Below are 22,148 nucleotides of genomic sequence, written 5' to 3'. Positions count from 1 at the left end.
CGCTTTTGGGAGCACGGTTTAGAGCACGTTATCGAGCAGCGCGTCGAGCGCGTCCTGGTCGATCTGGACATTGACCAGGTCGGATGGCGTCATGCCGTGGTTGTCGTGACAGAGACAGTGCTCGATGACGGCTTCCAGTTCGCGATGGAGCGCATCGCCCAGGCGCTCGATGGTGGCGGGCTCGAACTGTTTGCAGCTGTAGCCCAGTTTCAGCACCAGCTCGGCGCCGAATACCTGGCCATTGATGGTCAGCGCGTTGCCGAGCGGGGCCTGGGCATCGCGGCTGGCCCCGCTCGGTTCGTCGGCCATGGCGAAGTCGGCGTCCTCGCCCGCGGTCTGGTCGAATTGCCCCAGATAGTTGAACGTGATGCGCGGCTCGGCGCGGCGGGCCAGCTCCGACCGGATCTCGGCGGGGCCCAGATGACGCAGCAGGCCATAGCCGATGCCGTTGTCGGGGATCGCGCGCAAGGTCTCCTTGACCTGCTTGATGGTGTCGCCGATATCCGGCGCGACGGGCAGCACCACGGGGAACACCGTGGTGAACCAGCCCACCGTGCGGCTGATGTCGACCGAATCGGAAAGCGCTTCCCGTCCATGTCCTTCCAGTTGGATGGCGACCTGCGGCCGTTGCGTCCATGTGCCAACGGCACGCGCGACGGCGGTCAGCAGCAGGTCGTTGATCCGGGTGCGATAGGCGCCGTGCGCTTGTTGCAACAGTTGCGTGGTTCGCGCCGCGTCCAGGCGGATCGTGTGCTGGCGCCCGTCGATGGCGAGCGCCGGTTCGTCGTGATCGGGTTCCAGCGCCGGCACGTCGGGCTGCGATAGCCAGTAGTCCGCCTGCTGCCGCATGGCGTCGCCATTGGCGTGCGCCGCCAAGGTCTGCGCCCAGGTCTTGTACGACGCGGTCTTGGGCACAAGGACGATGGCTTCACCTTGCCGTGCGAGGCGATACGCCTGCTGCAGGTCTTCCATCAGGATCCGCCATGACACCCCATCGACCACCAGATGGTGCACGGCGAGCAGCAGCCGCTCGCTGCCGTCGGGCAGTCGCAGGTGCAGCGCGCGCAGCAACGGGCCCCGTTCGAGGTCCAGGCTTCGTTGCGCATCGCTGCAACGGTCCGTGATGGTGGCGAAGTTGGCCACATCCTCGTGCCACAGCAGGTCATGAGCGTCGTGCTCGGCGTAATGCTGTTGCCATTGGCCGTCGCACTGTCGATAGCGCAGGCGCAAGGCATCGTGATGGGCGACGAGGGCCTGAAGCGCCTGGCGTAGCGCTGCCTGGTCGATCGGCGCATGAGGCTTCAGCAGTACCGACTGGTTCCAATGATGGCGATTCGGCATCGGCGTCTCGAAGAACCATCGTTGAATCGGCAGCAGCGGCACTTCGCCCGTGGGTTTGTCTTCGACGGGCCGTTCCGTGTCCTCGCGCGTCGCCGCCCGGGCCAGCGCCTGCACGGTCTGATGCAGGAACAGGTCCTTGGGCGTGAAGCGCAGGCCAAGGCGTCGCGCCTTGCTGACGGCCTGGATCGACAGGATCGAGTCGCCGCCGAGCTCGAAGAAGTTGTCGGTGATGCCGACTCGCTCTACGCCAAGGACCTCCTGCCAGACCTGAGTCAGCTTGGCCTCGACCTCGTTGCTCGCGGCGACGTAGCCCTGCACCTCCCACACCGGCTCCGGAAGCGCCCGGCGGTCGAGCTTGCCGTTCGGGGTGACCGGCAGCTGGGTCAGCGGCATGATCTGCGCCGGCACCATGTAGGGCGGCAGGACGTTCTCGAGATATGCCCGGAGCCGCGCCGGGACCTCCACCTCGCCGTGGTCTGGCACAACGTAAGCGACCAGCTGTTTGCCACTTGGACCATCGTGGGCCACGACCACCGCTTCCCGCACGGTGGCGTGGGCGCGCAGGCGCGCCTCGATCTCGCCGAGTTCGATGCGATAGCCGCGGATCTTGACCTGATGGTCGAGCCGGCCGACGTATTCGATGCTGCCGTCGCGGCAGCGCCGGACCAGATCGCCGGTGCGGTACATGCGCGCGCCGGCGGTGAACGGGTCCGGGATGAAGCGTTCGGCGGTCAGTCCCGGTTTGCCGACATAGCCGCGCGCCAGGCCGTGGCCGCCGATATACAACTCGCCGGCCACGCCTACCGGCACCGGATTCAGGTCCGCGTCCAGCACGTAGGCGGTGCGCTCGCCCACCGGTGTGCCGATCGGCACGTACGCGCTCGGGCAGTCGGTGTCGCGCTGCCCGACCCAGGCCAGCGGCGTGACCACGGCCTCGGTCGGTCCGTAGCCGTTGATCAGCGTGCCGGCCTGGAATTTCTGCTTGATGCGCGCGAAGGCCTCGCGCGACATCGCTTCGCCGCCGAAGGAAAGCAGGCGCAGCGGCACCGGTTCGGTGGCCGCCTCGGCCAGTCGCAGCAGGTACGCAGGCGGGAAGCCGGCATTGGTGACGCCTTCGCGCGCGATCACTTCGAGGGTCTGCTCGGCGCTCCACAGGGCGTCGTCGCGCAGCACCAGCTGGGCGCCGGCGATCAGCGGTACCAGCCAGCGTTCGTGGGCCCCGTCGAAGTTGAAGGACAGGAAGTGCAGCTCCCGGTCATCCGGTCCCATGCCGTATTGCTCGACGGTGGCGTGGCAGTGCATCGCCAGCGGTCCGTGTTCGACGGCGACGCCCTTGGGCGTGCCGGTGGAGCCGGAGGTGTAGATCAGATAGGCCAGTTGACGGGGATCGACCGCGGGCAGTTGCACCGGCGCCGGCTCGTCAATGTGCTCCATGACGATGACCGGCAGGGTGGTATCGATGCGGCCGGCCAGCGCTTGCGAGGTCAGAACGAGCTTGACGCCGGCGTCCTGCAGCAACTGCTCGATACGCGCAGCCGGCAGTTCGGCGTCCAGCGGCAGATAAGCGGCGCCGGCCTTCAGCGTGGCCAGCAACCGCACGATCAGGTCTGGGCTGCGGTCGAGCACCACGCCAACGACGGTTTCCGGGCCCGCACTGGCTGCATGCAGGGCGTAGGCAAGACGTGTGGCGCTGGCATCGAGTTCGCCGTAGCTGACCGCGCGCTGTCCGCAACGCAGCGCAATGGCATCAGGGCGCTGTGCCGCCTGACGCGCGATGGCGACGTGGACGGGATCCGCAGCCGAGTAGCGGCGATCGGTGACATTCCAGTCGGTCAACTGCTGTCGCTCGTCCGCAAGCAGCAGCGGGATGGAAGCGATCGCGATGGCCGGCTCGTCCGCCACGGCGCGCAACACGCCGACATAGTGCCGTTGCAAACGCTCGACCGTATCGGGCTCGAACAGATCGGCGGCATAGCCGAACACGCCGCTGAGGGCGCCATGCTCGTCCTCCTGCGTATCGAGCGCCAGATCGACCTTGGCCGCGTTGGCGGTACGCTCGACTTTCTCCAGCACCAGACCGGGCAGGCGATCCAGCGCGCGCAGGTCGCGCCGCTGATGGTTCAGCATGACCTGGAACAAGGGGTTGTGCGACAGGTTTCGCTCGGGCTGCAGCGCCTCGACCAACTGCTCGAACGGCAGTTCCTGATGCGCCTGCGCTTGCAGCACGGACTCGCGAGCGCGGGCGAGCACCGCGTCAAACGCCATGCTGCCGTCGATTTCCGTGCGAAGGACCTGCGTGTTGACGATGAAGCCGACCACGCCCTCGGTCTCGACGCGATTGCGATTGGCCACGGGGACGCCGACGCGCAGGTCGCGCTGACCGGTGTAGCGGTAGAGCAGGACCTGGAAGGCGGCCAGCAGTACGGTAAAGACGGTGGTGTCCGCACTGCGGGCCAGCGTACGGAGCTTCGACGACAGTTCGGCGTCGAGCGAAAACGAAACCGCGCCGCCGCGATGGCTTGGCACCGCAGGACGCGGCCGGTCGGTCGGCAGTTCCAGCACCACGGTGCCATCGTCGGCCAGATGCGACTTCCAGTAGCTTAGTTGCCGCTCCAGTTCGCCGGCCTCGAGCCACTGCTTCTGCCACGCCGCATAGTCGGCGTACTGGATCGGCAGCGGCGCCAACTGCGCCGGCTGGCCGCTGACGAAGCCCGCATAGAGCCGCGCGAACTCGTCGATCACCACGTTCATGGACCAGCCGTCGGAGACGATATGGTGCATGGTGACCAGCAGGATATGGTCGTCGTCGGCCAATCGCAGCAGGCGCACGCGCAGCAGCGGTCCTTGTTCGAGGTCGAACGGCGCCTGGGCCTCGGCGTCGACCTGCGATTGCACAGCAGCGTCGCGCTGTGCCGGATCTGTGTCGCGCAGATCGGTGATGGCGATCGGCAGGGGCTGAGGCGCGTGAATCCGTTGCACCGCCTGCTCGCCCTCCTGATGGAAGGTGGTGCGCAGGCTTTCGTGCCGCTCCACCAGCGCATAGAAGGTCCGCTGCAGTGACGACCGATCGAGCGCGCCGCGTAGTCGCACGGCGCGCGGAATGTTGTACAGGCCGCTGTCCCGCTCGAGCTGCCACAGGAACCATAGCCGCTGCTGCGCATACGACGACGCGGCCTCGCTGCGTCCACGCGCCGCGATCGGCAGTCGGCCGAAATCCATGCCGCGGGCCTTCAGTTCGGCAATGAATCGCTGCTGCCCCTCGGGCGACAGACTGGCGAACCGTTGTGCGAGGCGGAGTTTGTCAACGCTCATGCTTCTGTCTCCAGCGTGTCCAGCCACGCGTCCATGTCGGCCCAGCCTTCGGCTTCGGCCGCCTTCTCTTGCTTGTTCTGAAGGCCATTCGACGATTCGATGCTGGCTGCCATTTCGGCGAGCGTCGACGATTCGAAGTAGACGCGTAGCGGGACCGGCGCCGACAGTCGGGCGTTGACCAATGCCGCCAGCCGCGTGACCAGCAGCGAATGGCCGCCCAAGTCGAAGAAGTTGTCGTGGATGCCGACCTGCTCGACGCCGAGCACGTCTTGCCAGACCTGCGCGAGCAGGGTCTCGATCTCGTTGCGCGGGGCGACGTAGCCTTGCGTCTCCCATACTGGCGCGGGGAGGGCGCGACGATCGAGCTTGCCGTTTGGCGTGACCGGCAGGCGGTCCAGCGCGATGATTTGCGCCGGGACCATGTGGTCGGGCAGCTGGGCCTTGAGCTGCGTTTTCAGTGTCGCGGTATCCGTGCCGTCCAGCACGCAATAGGCGACCAGACGGTCCTCATGGACGATCACGGCGGCGTCCTTGACGCCAGCTTGCGACCGCAGCAGATGCGCAACCTCTCCGAGTTCGACCCGGTAGCCGCGGATCTTGACCTGTTCGTCCTGGCGGCCAAGGTATTCGATTCGGCCTGCCGCATCCTGCCTGACGCGGTCGCCAGTGCGGTACATCCGCTCGCCCTCGGTGAAGGGATCGGGGACGAAGCGCTCGGCGGTCAGCCCTGGGCGACCGAGGTAGCCGCGCGCCAGCTGCGGTCCGGCGATATAGAGTTCGCCGACGATGCCGGCGGGAACCGGGTTCAGGTCGGCGTCAAGCACATAGACGCGGGAGCCAGGCAACGGCGTGCCGGTCGGCAACTGCCGTTCGGGCAGGGCCACCGCTTCATGCGTCAGCACGCCGACCGTGGTTTCGGTCGGGCCGTAGTGATTGAACAGCCGACAGTGCGGCTTCAGGCCGCGGATCGTCCGAGCCAGTTCGGCCGAGGTAGCCTCGCCGCCAAGAATCAGCGCCTGCTCGGGCAGGACGTCAGCGGGTTGGCGGGCCTGCAGCAATCCGCGCAGATGGCTGGGTACGATCTTGAGCACGCCGACGCGGTGCCGCGACATGTACTCGGCGAAACGATCGGGATCGAAGCCCCGCTCGCGCGAAATCAGATGCAAGGTGCGGCCGCTGCAGAGGGCGCCGAACAGCACGGTATGGCCGAGGTCGGCGGCGGTAGTCGAGACCATCGCCATCGAGGCATCGGCAGGCAACTGCAGCCGGTGCAGCACGCCGGAGACGTAATGCGCGAGCGCGTCGTGGCTGACCACCACACCCTTCGGGGTGCCGGTGGAGCCGGAGGTGTAGATCAGGTAAGCGGCCTGGCCGGGAAGTAGAGAGACCGAAGGCGCATCGCTGACCGGCGTCACCGAGGCCGGATCGATGCAATCGAACCCCGGCCCGAACTCCGGCACGGAGCCCGGCCCCGAGCCCACGACAACACTGGCTCCAGCGTCGTCCAATAGCTGGCGCAAGCGCTCGGCTGGCTGCGCCGGATCGAGCGGCACGCAAACTGCCCCGGCCTTCAGGATGCCAAGCAAGCCTGTAACGAACCCCAGCGAGCGCTCGACACAAAGTCCGACCCGCGTCTCCCGCCCAATGCCGCGTTCGGCCAGCGCCGCCGCAATGCCGTTGGCGATCCGATCGGTCTCGCCCCGAGTCAGCGTCTGATCCTCATATTGCAACGCGACGGCTGCGGGCCCGGCGGCGACATTGCGCTGCCAGGCGGTCAGCACATCGGCTGCGCGAGTACCCAGCGGCTCGCCGGCCAGCCTTCCGTCCTCCTCGCCGGCAAACCGCAATTCACCGACACGAGCATGCGGCGCCGCGACGATCCGCTGGAGCACGGCTACATAATGCCGCTGCAATTGCTGGGCGGTCGCCGTCGAGAAGAGATCGCACTGGTAGCTGCAACCGATTTCGAGGGTGGCACCGGCCGAGATCACCAGCGTCAGCGGATAGTTGGTAGTCGCCGCATGGCTGACCTCGCCGAGCTTCAGGCCGTTCTGCTCGCGCTGGCGCAGTGCCGCATCGACCGGGTAGTTCTCGAACACCAGGATCGAGTCGAACAGCGCCTGCCCGCCTTGACCGGCCCAGCGCTGGATCTCGTACAGCGGCACATGTTCGTGCTCGCGCAGCGCCAGGTTCTCGGCTTGCAGCGCCTGCAGCCAGTCGGCGACGGCCTGGTCCGGCGACGGTGCCTGGATCACCGGCAAGGTATTGATGAACAGGCCGAGCATCGCCTCGGCGCCCGGCAAGGCCGCCGGCCGACCGGCGACCGTGGCGCCGAAGGCGACGGCACGCCGACCGGTATAGCGCTGCAGCACGATGACCCAGGCCGCCTGCAACAGCGTGTTCACCGTCAGATGCTGGCTGGCGGCGCTGCGTTGAAGGCGCGCGAGGGCGTCGGCATCGAGGCTGGTGCGGCAGGTCGCGTGGCCGGTGCCGGCATCCGGCGCCGGAAGAGCCGAGGCCAGCCGGGTCGGCTCGTCGAGCGCGTGCAGCCGCTCGCGCCAGAACGACTCGCTGGCGGTGACATCGTGGGTCTGCAGCCAGGCGATGTGGTCGCGATAGCGCGAGGCGGGCGCCTCGACCGGCTGGCCGTGGTAGCGCTGCAGGACTTCGCCGATCAGGCGGGCGGTGCTCCAGCCATCGAGCAGCAGATGGTGGCTGGTCCAGATCATGCGGTAGCGGTTCGCGCCCAGGCGGAGCAGGCGCACGCGCATCAGCGGGGCGGTGTCGAGCGCGAAGGCCAGTTTGCGTTCTTCGAGCGCAACGTCCTCGCACGCCGACTCGCTCCAGTCGCGTTCCGCATCGATGCGAACCGGCGAAGGCACCTGCCGATAGACCGCCTGCATCGCCTGCCCGTCGATCCAGACAAAGCCGGTCCGCAGGATCTCATGCCGCGCCACCGTCTCGTCCCAGGCCGAGCGGAAGCGGTCGGCATCGAGGCCATCGAGCGTGATGGCGAGCTGGTTGACGTACAGCCCGGCCTCCGGCGCGTAGAGCGAGTGGAACAGCATGCCATGCTGCATCGGCGTGAGCGGATACAGGTCCTCGATCTGGCCGCCGTCGAGGCGATCGAGCTGGTCCTGGGTCAAGCCCGCGAGCGGCACATCGGACGGCGTCAGCGCGCCCGGAGGCACGCCGATGCAATGGTCGATGGTGGTCTCCAACGCCTGCCGGTAGGCGTCCACCAGCGAGGCGATGGTGTCGTGGCGGTAGCGGGCGGTGCTGAACGTGACGCCCAACAACAGCACGCCGCCGCTGACCTGGCCGTTGATCGTGATCCAGTTGCCAAGCGGCGCGTCGGGGGAGACGGGCTGCCCCGGAGACTCTGTGGCGCGATCGAACAGGGCCGCTTCGTCGATATTGGCGTCAAGCTGGCCGAGATAGTTGAACGTAATGCGAGGTGAGCGGAGCGCGGCAAGTTCGTCTCGGATCGCCTGCGGTCCGAGATGCCGCAGCAAGCCATGGCCGATGCCGTGATGCGGGATGCCGCGCAACGTCTCCTTGACGGCCTTGATGCTGCTGCCGGTGTCGCCGAGCACTGGCAGGACGACGGGGAACAGGCTGGTGAACCAGCCGACGGTGCGGCTGATATCCACGTTCTCGAACAACGCCTCGCGGCCGTGCCCTTCCAGGAAGATGGCGGCTCGGTCCACGCCGGCCCAATCGCCGACGGCTCGTGCGAGCGCGCTGAGCAGCAGGTCGTTGATCTGCGTGCGATACGCCACAGGCGCTTGCTTGAGCAGCCGCTGCGTCTGCGCCGGCGACAGCTGCAGGGTCAGCGTGGTGGCGTCGGCGATGCGATCGTTCTCCACGGCGCGATCGCAAGGCAGTTCCGGCCCTTGTTGGGTGCGCCAGTAGTCCGCCTGCCGGATCAGATCGTCCGAGTTCGCGTGCTGGACCAATGCCTGCGACCAGGCCTTGTACGACGCCGTCTTGGGCGGAAGGGCGATCGACCGGCCGTCCCGCGCAAGGCGATACGCCTGCTGCAGGTCTTCCAGCAGGACGCGCCATGACACGCCGTCGATCACCAGATGGTGTACCGCGAGCAGAAGGCGCTCACTGCCGTCCGGCAGCCGCAGATGCAGCGCACGAAGCAACGGACCGTGTTGTAGATCGAGGCTTTGTTGCGCGCGGGTGCAGTGTTCGTCCATGGCCTCCAGACCAGCGACATCTGCTTGCCACAGCAACTCGTCTTCTGCCGGCTCGGCGTAGTGCTGGCGCCATTCGCCCTTGGTCTGCCGGAACCGTAGCCGCAGGGCGTCGTGATGGTGGACCACCGCCAGCAGCGCCTGCCGCAGTGCGTCGTGGTCGAGCGGCGACCTCGGACGCAGCAGCACGGATTGGTTCCAATGGTGGCGCCGGGGCATCGGCGTCTCGAAGAACGCCTGTTGGATCGGCAGCAGCGGCACCTCGCCGGTTGGCGTGTCCTCGACGGCATGGCGGTCTTCGTCGCGGCTGGCGACCTGGGCCAGGGCCTGCACGGTCTGATGCAGGAACAGGTCCTTCGGTGTAAAGCGCAGGCCAAGGCGACGCGCCCGGCTGACCGCCTGGATCGACAGGATCGAGTCGCCGCCGAGCTCGAAGAAGTTGTCCGCGATGCCGACTCGCTCGACACCAAGAACCTCCTGCCAGACCTGGGCGATCCGCGTTTCGATGTCGTTGCGCGGCGCGACATAGCTCTTCGCTTCCCATACCGGATCGGGCAGCGCGCGACGATCCAGCTTGCCGTTCGTCGTGACCGGCAGCCGATCCAGCACGATGATGTGCGCCGGGACCATATAGGCTGGCAGGCAGCCTTCGAGATAGGCGCGAAGCTCGGCGGAGAGATCGGAGGCGTTCTGGCGCGCGACGATATACGCGACCAGCTGTTTCCCGCCTTGGCCATCGTGCGCAAGGACGACGGCCTCCCGGGCCGCGGCATGCGCGCGCAGGCGCGCTTCGATCTCGCCGAGTTCGATGCGATAGCCGCGGATCTTGACCTGATGGTCCAGGCGCCCCACGTAATCGATGCTGCCGTCGCGGCAGCGCCGGACCAGATCGCCGGTGCGGTACATGCGGGCGCCGGCGGTGAAGGGGTCGGGGACAAAACGCTCCGCGGTCAATCCCGGTCGGCCGACGTAGCCACGCGCGAGACCCAGGCCGCCGATATAGAGCTCGCCTGCCACGCCTACCGGCACCGGGTTCAGGTCCGCGTCCAGCACGTAGGCGGTGCGGTCGCCCACCGGTGTGCCGATCGGCACGTACGCGCTCGCGCAGTCGGTGTCGCGCTGCCCGACCCAGGCCAGCGGCGTGACCACGGCCTCGGTCGGTCCATAGCCGTTGATCAGTGTACGGGCCTGGAACTTCTGCTTGATGCGCGCGAAGGCCTCGCGCGACATCGCTTCGCCGCCGAAGGACAGCAGGCGCAGTGGCACCGGTTCGGTCGCCGCCTCGGCCAGTCGCAGCAGATAGGCCGGCGGGAAGCCGGCATTGGTGACGCCTTCGCGCGCGATCACTTCGAGGGTCTGCTCGGCGCTCCACAGGGTGTCGTCGCGCAGCACCAACTGGGCGCCGGCGATCAGCGGTACCAGCCAGCGTTCGTGGGCCCCATCGAAGTTGAAGGACAGGAAGTGCAGCTCCCGGTCATCCGGTCCCATGCCGTATTGCTCGACGGTGGCGTGGCAGTGCATCGCCAGCGGTCCGTGCTCGACGGCGACGCCTTTGGGCGTGCCGGTGGAGCCGGAGGTGTAGATGAGATAGGCGAGCTGGCGAGGATCGACGGTCGGCAGTTGCACCGCCTCCGGTTCACCAACGTCTTCCATGACGATGACCGGCAGGGTGGTATCGATCCGGCCGGTCAGGACTCGGGAGGTCAGAACGAGCTTGACGCCGGCGTCCCGCAGCAATTGCTCGATACGCGCAGCCGGCAGTTCGGGGTCCAACGGCAGGTAGGCGGCGCCGGCCTTCAGCGTGGCCAGCAGCCGTACGATCAGGTCGGGACTGCGGTCGAGCACCACGCCAACGACGGCCTCCGGGCCGGCACCGGCCGCGTGCAAGGCGTAGGCAAGACGCGTAGCAGCGCCATCAAGCTCGCCGTAGCTGACCGCGCGTTCGCCGCAACGCACCGCAATGGCATCAGGGCGCTGCGCCGCTTGGCGAGCGATGGCGACGTGTACCGGCTCCATGGCGGAGAACCGCTTGTTCGGCGTGTTCCAGTCACGCAACTGACCTTGCTCGCCGATATCGAGAAGGTTCAACTCTCCGATACGAACCTCGGGCCGTGCGACGACCTGCTGCAACAGACCGACGAAATGCTGCTGCAAGCGCTCGACGGTGTCGTGCTCGAACAGATCGGCGGCATAGCCGAACACGCCGCTGAGAACGCCCTGTTCGTCCTCCTGCGTATCGAGCGCCAGATCGACCTTGGCCGCGTTGGCGGTACGCTCGACTTTCTCCAGCACCAGACCGGGCAGGCGATCCAGCGCGCGCAGGTCGCGCCGCTGATGGTTCAGCATGACCTGGAACAAGGGGTTGTGCGACAGGTTTCGCTCGGGCTGCAGCGCCTCGACCAGCTGCTCGAACGGCAGTTCCTGATGCGCCTGCGCTTGCAGCAACGATTCCCGAGCGCGGGCGAGTACCGCGTCAAACGCCATGCTGCCGTCGATCTCGGTACGCAGGACCTGCGTGTTGACGAAGAAGCCGACCACGCCCTCGGTCTCGACGCGATTGCGATTGGCCACGGGGACGCCGACGCGCAGGTCGCACTGACCGGTGTAGCGGTAGAGCAGGACCTGGAAGGCGGCCAGCAGCACGGTAAAGAGCGTGGTGTCGGCACGGCGCGCCAATGCCCTGAGCTGGGCCGACAGGCCAGCGTCGAGCGAGAACGAAACCGCACCGCCGCGGTGGCTCGGGACAGCCGGGCGCGGCCGGTCGGTCGGCAGTTCCAGCACGACGGTGCCATCGTCTGCCAGATGCGACTTCCAATAGCGCAGTTGCCGCTCGAGCTCACCGGCCTCCAGCCACTGCTTCTGCCACGCCGCGTAGTCGGCGTACTGGATCGGCAGCGGCGCCAATTGAGCCGGCTGGCCGCTGACGAAGCCCGCATAAAGCCGCGCGAACTCGTCGATGATGACGTTCATCGACCAGCCGTCGGAGACGATATGGTGCATGGTGACCAACAGGATGTGGTCGTCGTCGGCCAAGCGCAGCAGGCGCACGCGCAGCAGCGGTCCGTGTTCGAGGTCGAACGGGGCCCGGGCCTCGGCGTCGACCATCGATTGCACAACAGCGTCGCGCTGCGCCGGATCGGTGTCGCGCAGATCGCTGATGGCGACGGGAAGGGGAGCAGGCGCGTGAATGCGCTGCACCGCCTGCTCGCCCTCCTGATGGAAGGTGGTGCGCAGGCTTTCGTGCCGCTCCACCAGCGCATCGAAGGTCCGCTGCAAGGCGCCATCGTCCACCGAGCCGCGCAGACGCAGCATGCCGGCGAGGTGATAGGCGCTGCCGGCAGGCTCCAGCTTCCACAGGAACCACATTCGTTGTTGTGCGGCGGACAGCGGCAGATCGCCGGAGGGCGGGCGCCAGTCTGGCGTAATCGGAAGCACCGACAGCGAAATGCCCTGCTGGCCCAGCCGCTCCAGCAGGATCTTCCGCTTCTCCGGCGGAAGGCCGACAAAACGCCGGATCAGTTCCCGGCTTGTTTGCTGTTCGTTCATTGGATCAGGAAGTCTCGAGATCGGCCATCAAGTCGTCGATGGTCTGCAATTGGCTGGCGACGTTGACCGTGGCGCCGGTCGCCTGTTGCTGGGCGATGTATTCGGCAAGCTCGGCCACGGTGGGCAGCGACATCGCTTGACGCAGCGTCAGCGGGTTGCCGAACTCGCGGTGCAGCCGGGAAACGAGTTGCGTCAGCAGCAGGGAATGGCCGCCAAGCTCGAAGAAGTCGTCGTGAATGCCGACCCGTTCGACGCCCAGCACTTCCTGCCAGATCGCCGCCAGCAATGCCTCGATGTCGTTGCGCGGTGCCACGTAGGAATGGGTTTCCCAAACCGGCTCGGGCAGGGCGCGGCGATCGAGCTTGCCGTTGGAGGTAACCGGCAACTGGTTCAGCGGCACGATCTGCGCCGGCACCATGTAGGGCGGGAGGCAGCCTTCGAGATAGGTTTTCAGCTTCGCGCCGACGCCGGGCTGGTCTTCGGCGGGAACGGCATAGGCGACCAACTGCTTTCCGCCCGGACCGTCGTGGGCGACGACCACCGCTTCCCGCACGGTTTCGTGTGCGCGCAGCCGCGCCTCGATCTCGCCCAGTTCGATGCGATAGCCGCGGATCTTGACCTGATGGTCGAGCCGGCCGACGTATTCGATGCTGCCGTCGCGACAACGCCGTACCAGATCGCCGGTGCGGTACATGCGGGCGCCAGCGGTGAAGGGGTCGGGGACAAAGCGCTCCGCGGTCAGTCCCGGTCTGCCGACATAGCCGCGCGCGAGACCCAGGCCGCCGATATAGAGCTCGCCTGCCACGCCTACCGGCACCGGGTTCAGGTCCGCGTCCAGCACGTAGGCGGTGCGGTCGCCCACCGGTTGGCCGATCGGCACGTATGCGCTCGGGCAATCGGTGTCGTGCTGTCCGACCCAGGCCAGCGGCGTGACCACGGCTTCGGTCGGTCCGTAGCCGTTGATCAGCGTGCCGGCCTGGAACTTCTGCTTGATGCGGGCCAAGGCTTCGCGCGACATCGCTTCGCCGCCGAAGGACAGCAGGCGCAGGGGCACCGGCTCGGTGGCCGCCTCGGCCAGACGCAGCAGGTACGCGGGCGGGAAGCCGGCATTGGTGACGCCTTCGCGCGCGATCACTTCGAGAGTCTGCTCGGCGCTCCACAGGGCGTCGTCGCGCAGCACCAGCTGGGCGCCGGCGATCAGCGGTACCAGCCAGCGTTCGTGCGCGCCGTCGAAGTTGAACGACAGGAAGTGCAACTCCCGGTCGTCCGGTCCCATGCCGTATTGCTCGACGGTGGCGTGGCAGTGCATCGCCAGCGGTCCGTGCTCGACGCCGACGCCCTTGGGCGTGCCGGTGGAGCCGGAGGTGTAGATCAGGTAGGCGAGCTGCCGGGGATCGACGGCGGACAGTTGCACCGCTTCCGGCTCGCCAATGTCCTCGATGACGATGACCGGCAGGGTAGTAACGATGCGGCCGGCCAGCGCCTGGGACGTCAGAACGAGCTTGACCCCGGCGTCCCGCAGCAATTGCTCGATACGCGCAGCCGGCAGTTCGGGGTCCAACGGCAGGTAGGCGGCGCCGGCCTTCAGCGTGGCCAGCAGCCGTACGATCAGGTCGGGGCTGCGGTCGAGCACGACGCCGACGACGGTTTCCGGGCCGACACCGGCTGCGTGCAGGGCGTAGGCAAGACGCGTGGCGGCGCCATCAAGCTCGCCGTAGCTGACCGCGCGTTCGCCGCAACGCAGCGCAATGGCATCAGGGCGCTGTGCCGCCTGACGCGCGATGGCGACGTGGACGGGATCCGCAGCCGAGTAGCGGCGGTCCGGCGTATCCGGGTCGCGCGAAGGCTCGTCATGGTCCGTATCGAGCAACTTCAAGTCGGCGATACGTGCCGTCGGGGCAGCGGCAAGCTGGTCGAGCACCCCACAGTATTGCCGCTGCAATTGCTCGACGGCAGCGTGCGAGAACGCTTCACACTGATAGCTGCACACGATATCCAGCGTGGCGCCAGCGGAGACCACCAGCGTCAGCGGATAGTTGGTAGTCGCCGCATGGCTGACCTCGCCGAGCTTCAGGCCGTTTTGCTCGCGCTGGCGCAGCGCGGCATCGACCGGGTAGTTCTCGAACACCAGGATCGAGTCGAACAGCGCCTGTCCGCCTTGACCGGCCCAGCGCTGGATCTCGTACAGCGGCACGTGTTCGTGCTCGCGCAGCGCCAGGTTCTCCGCTTGCAGTGCCTGCAGCCAGTCGGCGACGGACTGGTCCGGCGTGGGTGCCTGGATCACCGGCAAGGTATTGATGAACAGGCCGAGCATCGCCTCGGCGCCCGGCAAGGCCGCCGGCCGACCGGCCACGGTCGCGCCGAAGGCGACGGCACGCCGACCGGTATAACGCTGCAGCACGATGACCCAGGCCGCCTGCAACAGCGTGTTCAGCGTCAGATGCTGGCTGGCGGCGCTGCGCTGGAGGCGGGCGAGGGCGTCGGCATCGAGGCTGGTGCGGCACGTCGCGTGACCGGTGCCGGCATCCGGTGCGGGAAGTGCCGAGGCCAGCCGGGTAGGCTCGTCGAGCGCTTGCAGCCGCTCGCGCCAGAACGACTCGCTTGCGGCGACATCGTGGGTCTGCAGCCAGGCGATGTGGTCGCGATAGCGCGAGGCGGGCACCTCGACCGGCTGGCCGTGGTAGCGCTGCAGGACTTCGCCGATCAGGCGGGCGGTGCTCCAGCCATCGAGCAGCAGATGGTGGCTGGTCCAGATCATGCGGTAGCGGTTCGCACCCAGGCGGAGCAGGCGCACGCGCATCAGCGGGGCGGTGTCGAGCGCGAAGGCCAGCTTGCGTTCTTCGAGCGCAACGTTCTCGCACGCCGATTCGTTCCAGTCGCGTTCGGCATCGATGCGAACCGGCGAAGGCACCTGCCGATAGACCGCCTGCATGGCCTGCCCGTCGATCCAGATAAAGCCGGTCCGCAGGATCTCGTGCCGCGCCACCGTCTCATCCCAGGCCGAGCGGAAGCGCTCGGCATCGAGTCCGTCGAGCGTGATGGCGAGCTGGTTGACGTACAGCCCGGCCTCCGGCGCGTAGAGCGAGTGGAACAGCATGCCGTGCTGCATCGGCGTGAGCGGATACAGGTCCTCGATCTGGCCGCCGTCGAGGCGATCGAGCTGATGCTGGTTCAGGCCGGCGAGCGGCACATCGGACGGTGTCAGCGCGCCGGGCGGCATGCCGATGCAATGGTCGATGGTGGTCTCCAACGCGTCCCGATAGGCATCCACCAGCGAGGCGATGGTGTCGTGCCGGTAGCGGGCGGTGCTGAACGTGACGCCCAGCGACAGCACGCCGCCGCTGACCTGGCCATTGATCGTGATCCAGTTGCCAAGCGGGGCTTCCGGATCGCGGCTCTCTCCGCTTGGCTCGTCGGCGAAATCGAGCAGCGCGTCGCCGCCGACGCTCTGGTCGAACTGGCCCAGATAGTTGAACGTGATGCGGGGCAATGGGTACGCTGCGAGTCGTTCGCGGATGGCCTGCGGCGCGAGATGCCGCAACAGACCGTAGCCGATGCCATGATCGGGAACGCCGCGCAGCGTCTCCTTGATCGACTTGATGCTGGCCGCGGTGTCGGCGGCCACCGGCAGCACGACCGGGAACATCGTCGTGAACCAGCCGACGGTGCGGCCGATATCCGGTGCAGCAAGCAGGGTTTCCCGGCCATGCCCTTCGAGCAGGATGGCGGCGCGATCGACGCCGGCCCATTGGCCCACTGCCTGCGCGAGCGCGCTTAGCAGCAAGTCGTTGATCTGCGTCCGGTAGGCGGCTGGCGCCTGCTTCAGCAGGCGTTGGGTCTGCTCGGCGGACAATTCCAAGGTCAGCGTGGCGGCTTGCGCGATGCGATCGTCCGCCGCGGCGTGGTCGCATGGCACCTCGGGGCCGTGCTGGGCGCACCAGTAGTCTGCTTGCCTGGTGAGTTCGTCGGAGTTCGCATGTTGAACCAGCGCCTGTGCCCAGGCCTTGTACGACGCCGTCTTGGGCGGCAGCGCGATGGATTGGCGTTGCTGGGCCAGCCGGTATGCCTGTTGCAGGTCTTCCAGCAGGACGCGCCAGGAGACGCCATCGACGACAAGGTGGTGGACGGCGAGCAGCAGGCGCTCGCTGCCATCCGGCAATTGCAGATGCAGTGCGCGCAGCAATGGTCCCTGTTCGAGGTCCAGACTACGCTGGGCGCGATCGCAGTGCGCTTCGATGGAATCCGTGTCGGCGACTTGCTGTTGCCACAGCAGCTCGCTATCGCCGGGCGCGGCGTAGCGTTGCTGCCATTGGCCGTCCTGCTGCCGGTAGCGCAGCCGCAATGCGTCGTGATGATCGACCAAGGCCTTCAGCGCGCCGCGCAGTGCGTCCGGATCCAGGCGCTCCACGGGACGCAGCAGCACGGATTGGTTCCAATGATTGCGGTTCGGCATCGGCGTCTCGAAGAACGCCCGTTGAATCGGCAGCAGCGGCACCTCGCCGGCAGGTTTGTCGTCGACGTGGCGATTGGCCTCGTCGCGCTTGGCCACCTGGGCCAGCGCCTGCACGGTCTGATGCAGGAACAGGTCCTTGGGCGTGAAGCGCAGGCCGAGGCGGCGAGCGCGGCTGACCGACTGGATCGACAGAATCGAGTCGCCGCCAAGTTCGAAGAAGTTGTCGGTGGCGCCGACGCGTTCGACGCCCAGGACCTCCTGCCAGATTTGGGCCAGCAGCGCTTCGGCTTCGTTGGCGGGGGCGATGTAGCCCTCGGCCTCCCACAACGGGGCAGGCAGCGCGCGACGATCGAGCTTGCCGTTTGGCGTGACCGGGAGGTGGTCGAGCGCAATGAGCTGTGCCGGGACCATGTGGTCGGGCAGCTGGGCCTTGAGCTGCGTTTTCAGTGTCGCGGTATCCGTGCCGTCCAGCACGCAATAGGCGACCAGACGGTCCTCATGGACGATCACGGCGGCGTCCTTGACGCCAGCTTGCGACCGCAGCAGATGCGCAACCTCTCCGAGTTCGACCCGGTAGCCGCGGATCTTGACCTGTTCGTCCTGGCGGCCAAGGTATTCGATTCGGCCTGCCGCATCCTGCCTGACGCGGTCGCCAGTGCGGTACATCCGCTCGCCCTCGGTGAAGGGATCGGGGACGAAGCGCTCGGCGGTCAGCCCTGGGCGACCGAGGTAGCCGCGCGCCAGCTGCGGTCCGGCGATATAGAGTTCGCCGACGATGCCGGCGGGAACCGGGTTCAGGTCGGCGTCAAGCACATAGACGCGGGAGCCCGGCAGCGGCGTGCCGGTCGGCAACTGGCGTTCGGGCAGGGCCATCGCTTCATGCGTCAGAACGCCGACCGTGGTTTCGGTCGGGCCGTAGTGATTGAACAGCCGACAGTGCGGCTTCAGGCCGCGGATCGTCCGAGCCAGTTCGGCCGAGGTCGCTTCGCCGCCAAGAATCAGCGCCTGCTCGGGCAGGACGTCAGCGGGTTGGCGGGCCTGCAGCAATCCGCGCAGATGGCTGGGTACGATCTTGAGCACGCCGACGCGGTGCCGCGACATGTACTCGGCGAAACGATCGGGATCGAAGCCCCGCTCGCGTGAGATCAGATGCAAGGCCCGGCCGCTGCAAAGGGCGCCGAACAGCACGGTATGGCCGAGGTCGGCGGCGGTAGTCGAGACCATCGCCATCGAGGCATCGGCAGGCAACTGCAGGCGGTGCAGCACGCCGGAGACGTAATGCGCGAGCGCGTCGTGGCTGACCACCACGCCCTTGGGGGTGCCGGTGGAGCCGGAGGTATAGATCAGGTACGCGGCCTGGCCCGGAAGCAGCGAGACGGAAGGCGCATCGTCGACCGGCGTCACGGACGTCGGATCGATGCAATCGAACCCCGGCCCGAACCCCGGTCCGAACTCCGGCACGGAGCCCGGCCCCGAGCCTACGACAACACTGGCCCCAGCGTCGTCCAATAGCTGGCGCAAGCGCTCGACCGGCTGTGCCGGATCGAGCGGCACGCAAACCGCCCCGGCCTTCAGGATGCCAAGCAAGCCTGTAACGAACTCCAGCGAGCGCTCGACACAAAGCCCGACCCGCGTTTCGCGCCCAATGCCGCGCTCGGCCAGCGCAGCCGCAATGCCATTGGCAAGCCGATCGGCCTCGCCGCGGGTCAGGGTCTGTTCCTCATATCGCAACGCGACGGCAGAAGGATCCGCCACGACGCTACGCCGCCATGCCGTCAGCACATCGACCGCAGCCGACTCCAGAGCCTCGCCGACAAGGCGCCCGTCCTCATTGCCCAACGCCAGCTCACCCACGCGAAGCGTCGGTGTCCACGCGATCTGTTCGAGGATGCCGACATAGTGCTGCTGCATCCGTTCAATGGTGTCGGAATCGAACAGGTCCGTGGCGTAGCCGAATCGCCCCGCAATGCCGTCCTCGCTCTCCACCAGATCCAGCGCGATATCGAAGCGCGTGACATCGCCTTCGATCTGTTCGGCCGTGACAGCGTGGCCCGCCAGTCGTTTCGGGACGGCGATCGGCAGCGCCAGGTTGAACTTGACCTGGAACAGCGGGTTATGGGCGAGGCTGCGATCGGGCTGCAAGGCCTCGACCAGCTGTTCGAAGGGCAGATCCTGGTATTGCTGCGATTCGAGCACCGTCTCGTGCAGCCGGCGGAGCAGGGCGTCCCACGGCATGCTGCCGTCGATATCCGTGCGCACGACCAGCGTATTGACGAAGCAGCCGACCAGGCCTTCGGTTTCGACCCTGCCGCGATTGGCGACCGGCACGCCGACGCGGACATCGCGCTGCCCCGTGTAGCGGTACAGCAGCGTCTGGAACCCGGCGAGCAGCACCGCGAACATCGTGGTTTGTGCGCCCAGCGCGATGCGACGCAAGCTCGTCGCCAGCGCGCCGCCTAGCATGAACGGCACCGCGCCGCCGCGATGGCTTTGCACCGCGGGGCGGGGGCGATCGCTCGGCAGCTCCAGGACCAGGGACTCGTCGCCAAGACGATCCTTCCAGTAGGCGAGCTGACGGTCGCGCTGGCCGGCGACGAGGCGATCCGCATGCCAGCAGGCATAGTCCGCGTAGCGGATCGCAAGCGGCGTCAGGTCGACGGGGCGATCCGCTACGAAGCCCTCGTACAGCCGGCAAAACTCGTCGATCACGACATTCATCGACCAGCCGTCCGACACGATATGGTGAACCGTGATGGACAGCCATTCCTGCTCGTCCGCCACCCGCAATTGCGCGACGCGCAGTGGCGGCGAGGCCAGCAGGTCGAAGGGCTCGGCGCTGAGCGCTCTGGCCGTTGCCTGCGCCTCGGCAGCTGCATCGGAGCCGTGCTCGCGCAAATCCAGCACGGCGATGGGGCAGGCGCCGGCGGGCAGCACCCGTTGCCTCGGTTCTTCGTGCTGGTCGAGTTCGAAGCGCGTGCGCAGTGCCTCGTGCCGCGCGACCAGCGCATCGACCGCGCGTTGCAGTGCGATCCGATCGAACCGGCCGTGGAGCTTCAACACGCCGGAGACGTTGTAGGCGCCACTGTCCGGCTGCATCGACCACAGTACCCACAAGCCGCGCTGCACCGGGGACAGCGGCGCCAGGTCGGTTTCGGTTCGGCGCGTAATTGCCGCTTCCCCGTGGGAAGCCTCACCGTCGTCGCGCGCCAGCAATCCATCGATGACCGCCGCGTTGGCCCGCAGAGTCCCATCGGCGAAGAGATGCGACAACGCGTAGCCTCGATGCAGGCGTTCGCGGGTTCTCGACACCAGCTGGGTCGCGCGCACCGAATTGCCGCCCAGGGCGAAGAAGTTGTCATTGGCCGACGCAGGCCAAACGCCGAGGACTTCCTGCCAGAGCTCCGCCAGTGTTGCCTCGGTACCCTGCAGCGCCACGGCGTTGCCGATAGCGGCCGTTGAGGCGGCGGCCTCCGACGATGGAACGGATGCGAGCCGCCGCCCCGATTCGAATGCCGCCCACAGCGCCAGTTCGCCGCTGCGCCAGGCAGGCAGGCAGCGCGAACGCTGCAGCTTGCCGCTGGTGGTCTTCGGCAATTCGCCGGGCTGCAGCAGCAGCACCAGTCCCGGCGGCTCGCCGCAGCATTGCGCCACTGCCTCGCGAATGGCCGCTTCCACCGCTTCGGGCGAGCCGAACTTCTGGATGCTGCGCGCAATCTCGGCGGCGACGCCGATCGTTTCGAACTGCCCGTCGGCCGATTGGAACGGGAAGGCCGCGACGCGCCCCTTGCGCACGACTTCGACCGCGCCTTCGACCGCGATCTCGATGTCCTGTGGATACAGGTTGTGCCCGCGGACGATGATCAGGTCCTTCGAACGTCCGGCGACGTAGAGCCTGCCTTCGTGCAGGAAGCCGAGGTCGCCCGTGCGCAGATAGCGCGAGGCGGGGTCGTCGTGATGCGGGAAGGTGCTGGCGGTGGCCTCGGGCTGCTGCCAGTAGCCCGCGGTCACGCTCGGCCCGCCGATGCAGATCTCCCCGATCTGTCCGTCCGGAACGGGGCTGCCATGCTCGACATCCCGAATCTCGATGCGATGGCCCGGAGCCGCGTCGCCGCAGGCAACGAGTCGCGCGCCGCCGCCATCGATCGATGCAACGGCGCGGCCGGTGGCCAGCGCCGCTTCATCAAAGCCGATCATCATGGCGCCCTCGCCGGGGCGACCGCCGGTGGCGAGCAGCGTCGCCTCGGCCAGTCCATAGCAGGGATAGAGCGCGCGAGCGTCGAGGCCGGCGTCGGCGAAGTGGCTGGCAAACCGTTCCAGTGTCTCGGCACGAATCGGCTCGGCGCCGCAGAAGGCGACGCGCCAGCTGCGCAGGGACAGCGTCTGGACCTGTGCCGCACGCACGCGTTCCACGCACAGCCGATAGGCAAAGTCTGGGCCGCCGCTGACGGTGCCGCGGAAGCGGTCGATCGCCTCGAGCCAGCGGCGCGGCCGCTGCAGGAAATAAGTCGGCGACATCAGCACCAGCGGCATGCCGCCGTAGAGGGGATGCAGCAGTCCGCCGATCAGCCCCATGTCGTGATAGAGCGGCAGCCAGCTGACCATCACGTCGTCGGCCGTGGTGCCGAACTGGCTGGCGATGGCCGCTTCGTTGGCGACGATATTGGCGTGCGTCACCATCACGCCCTTGGGCGTCGCGGTCGAGCCGGAGGTGTACTGCAGGAAGGCAACGGTGTCGGGGCGGACGGCCGCGGCCCATGCCCTGGCGTCGGCGATGGCCGCTCCCGGCATCGTTTCGCCGACCGAGGAAACCCACGAGCCAGACGAGACCGACGATACGGCGACGATGCGCGCTTGCAGGCTGTCCGACCGCCCACTGGCCCAGTCGCCTGCGAGTCCGTCGTCGACCACCACGACGCTGGGCCGCGCATCGGCCGCGATGGCGTTGAGCCGGGCCAGATGCTGCGGCCGCATCGATTCCGGCGGAAACGCTGGCACCGCGATCACGCGCGCCAGCAGGCAGCCGAGGAACGCGCTGACGTAGTCGATGCCGGTGTCGAGCACGATCATCGCGCGCTCGCCGGGCTGCGCGACCTCGCTCAGGCGCGTGGCATAGGCAGCCGCGCGTGCGAGCAGGTCGCGGTAGCGGTAGGTCGTGCCTTCCGGGTGGTCCTCATCCAGCACCGTCAGTGCCGTCGCATCGCCGCGGCTGGTCGCGTGATGGATCAAATAGTCGAGCAGCGTCTCGCCTTGCATTGCTGTCCTTTTGCGAATCGATGGACCGGTGCTGCACC

3 protein-coding genes are annotated in these 22,148 nt (G+C 67.5%); all 3 read right to left on the bottom strand.

What is annotated here, in order from left to right; translation table 11 throughout:
- Window positions 1-18 precede the first annotated feature (18 nt).
- From AC6EI8_RS01815 to AC6EI8_RS01805, 3 genes are read right to left on the bottom strand one after another with little or no spacing between them, the layout of a single operon-like run.
- Window positions 19-4,653: an amino acid adenylation domain-containing protein gene (locus tag AC6EI8_RS01815; RefSeq protein ID WP_498381119.1), complete on the bottom strand. Its 4,635-nt coding sequence runs from the start codon at window positions 4,651-4,653 to the stop codon at window positions 19-21.
- On the bottom strand, window positions 4,650-12,404 hold the full coding sequence (locus AC6EI8_RS01810) for an amino acid adenylation domain-containing protein (RefSeq protein WP_498381118.1): 7,755 nt from the start codon (window positions 12,402-12,404) through the stop codon (window positions 4,650-4,652). Before AC6EI8_RS01810 ends, AC6EI8_RS01815 begins: the two co-directional genes overlap by 4 nt.
- 4 nt (window positions 12,405-12,408) lie before the next feature.
- Window positions 12,409-22,110 carry an amino acid adenylation domain-containing protein gene (locus tag AC6EI8_RS01805; RefSeq protein WP_498381117.1) on the bottom strand — a complete coding sequence of 3,234 codons (9,702 nt, stop codon included), beginning with the start codon at window positions 22,108-22,110 and terminating at the stop codon, window positions 12,409-12,411.
- Between the last annotated feature and the right edge of the window lie 38 nt (window positions 22,111-22,148).

The organism is Cupriavidus sp. R6-3, assembly GCF_059772245.1.
This window is presented reverse-complemented; position numbering and strand designations above follow the sequence as displayed.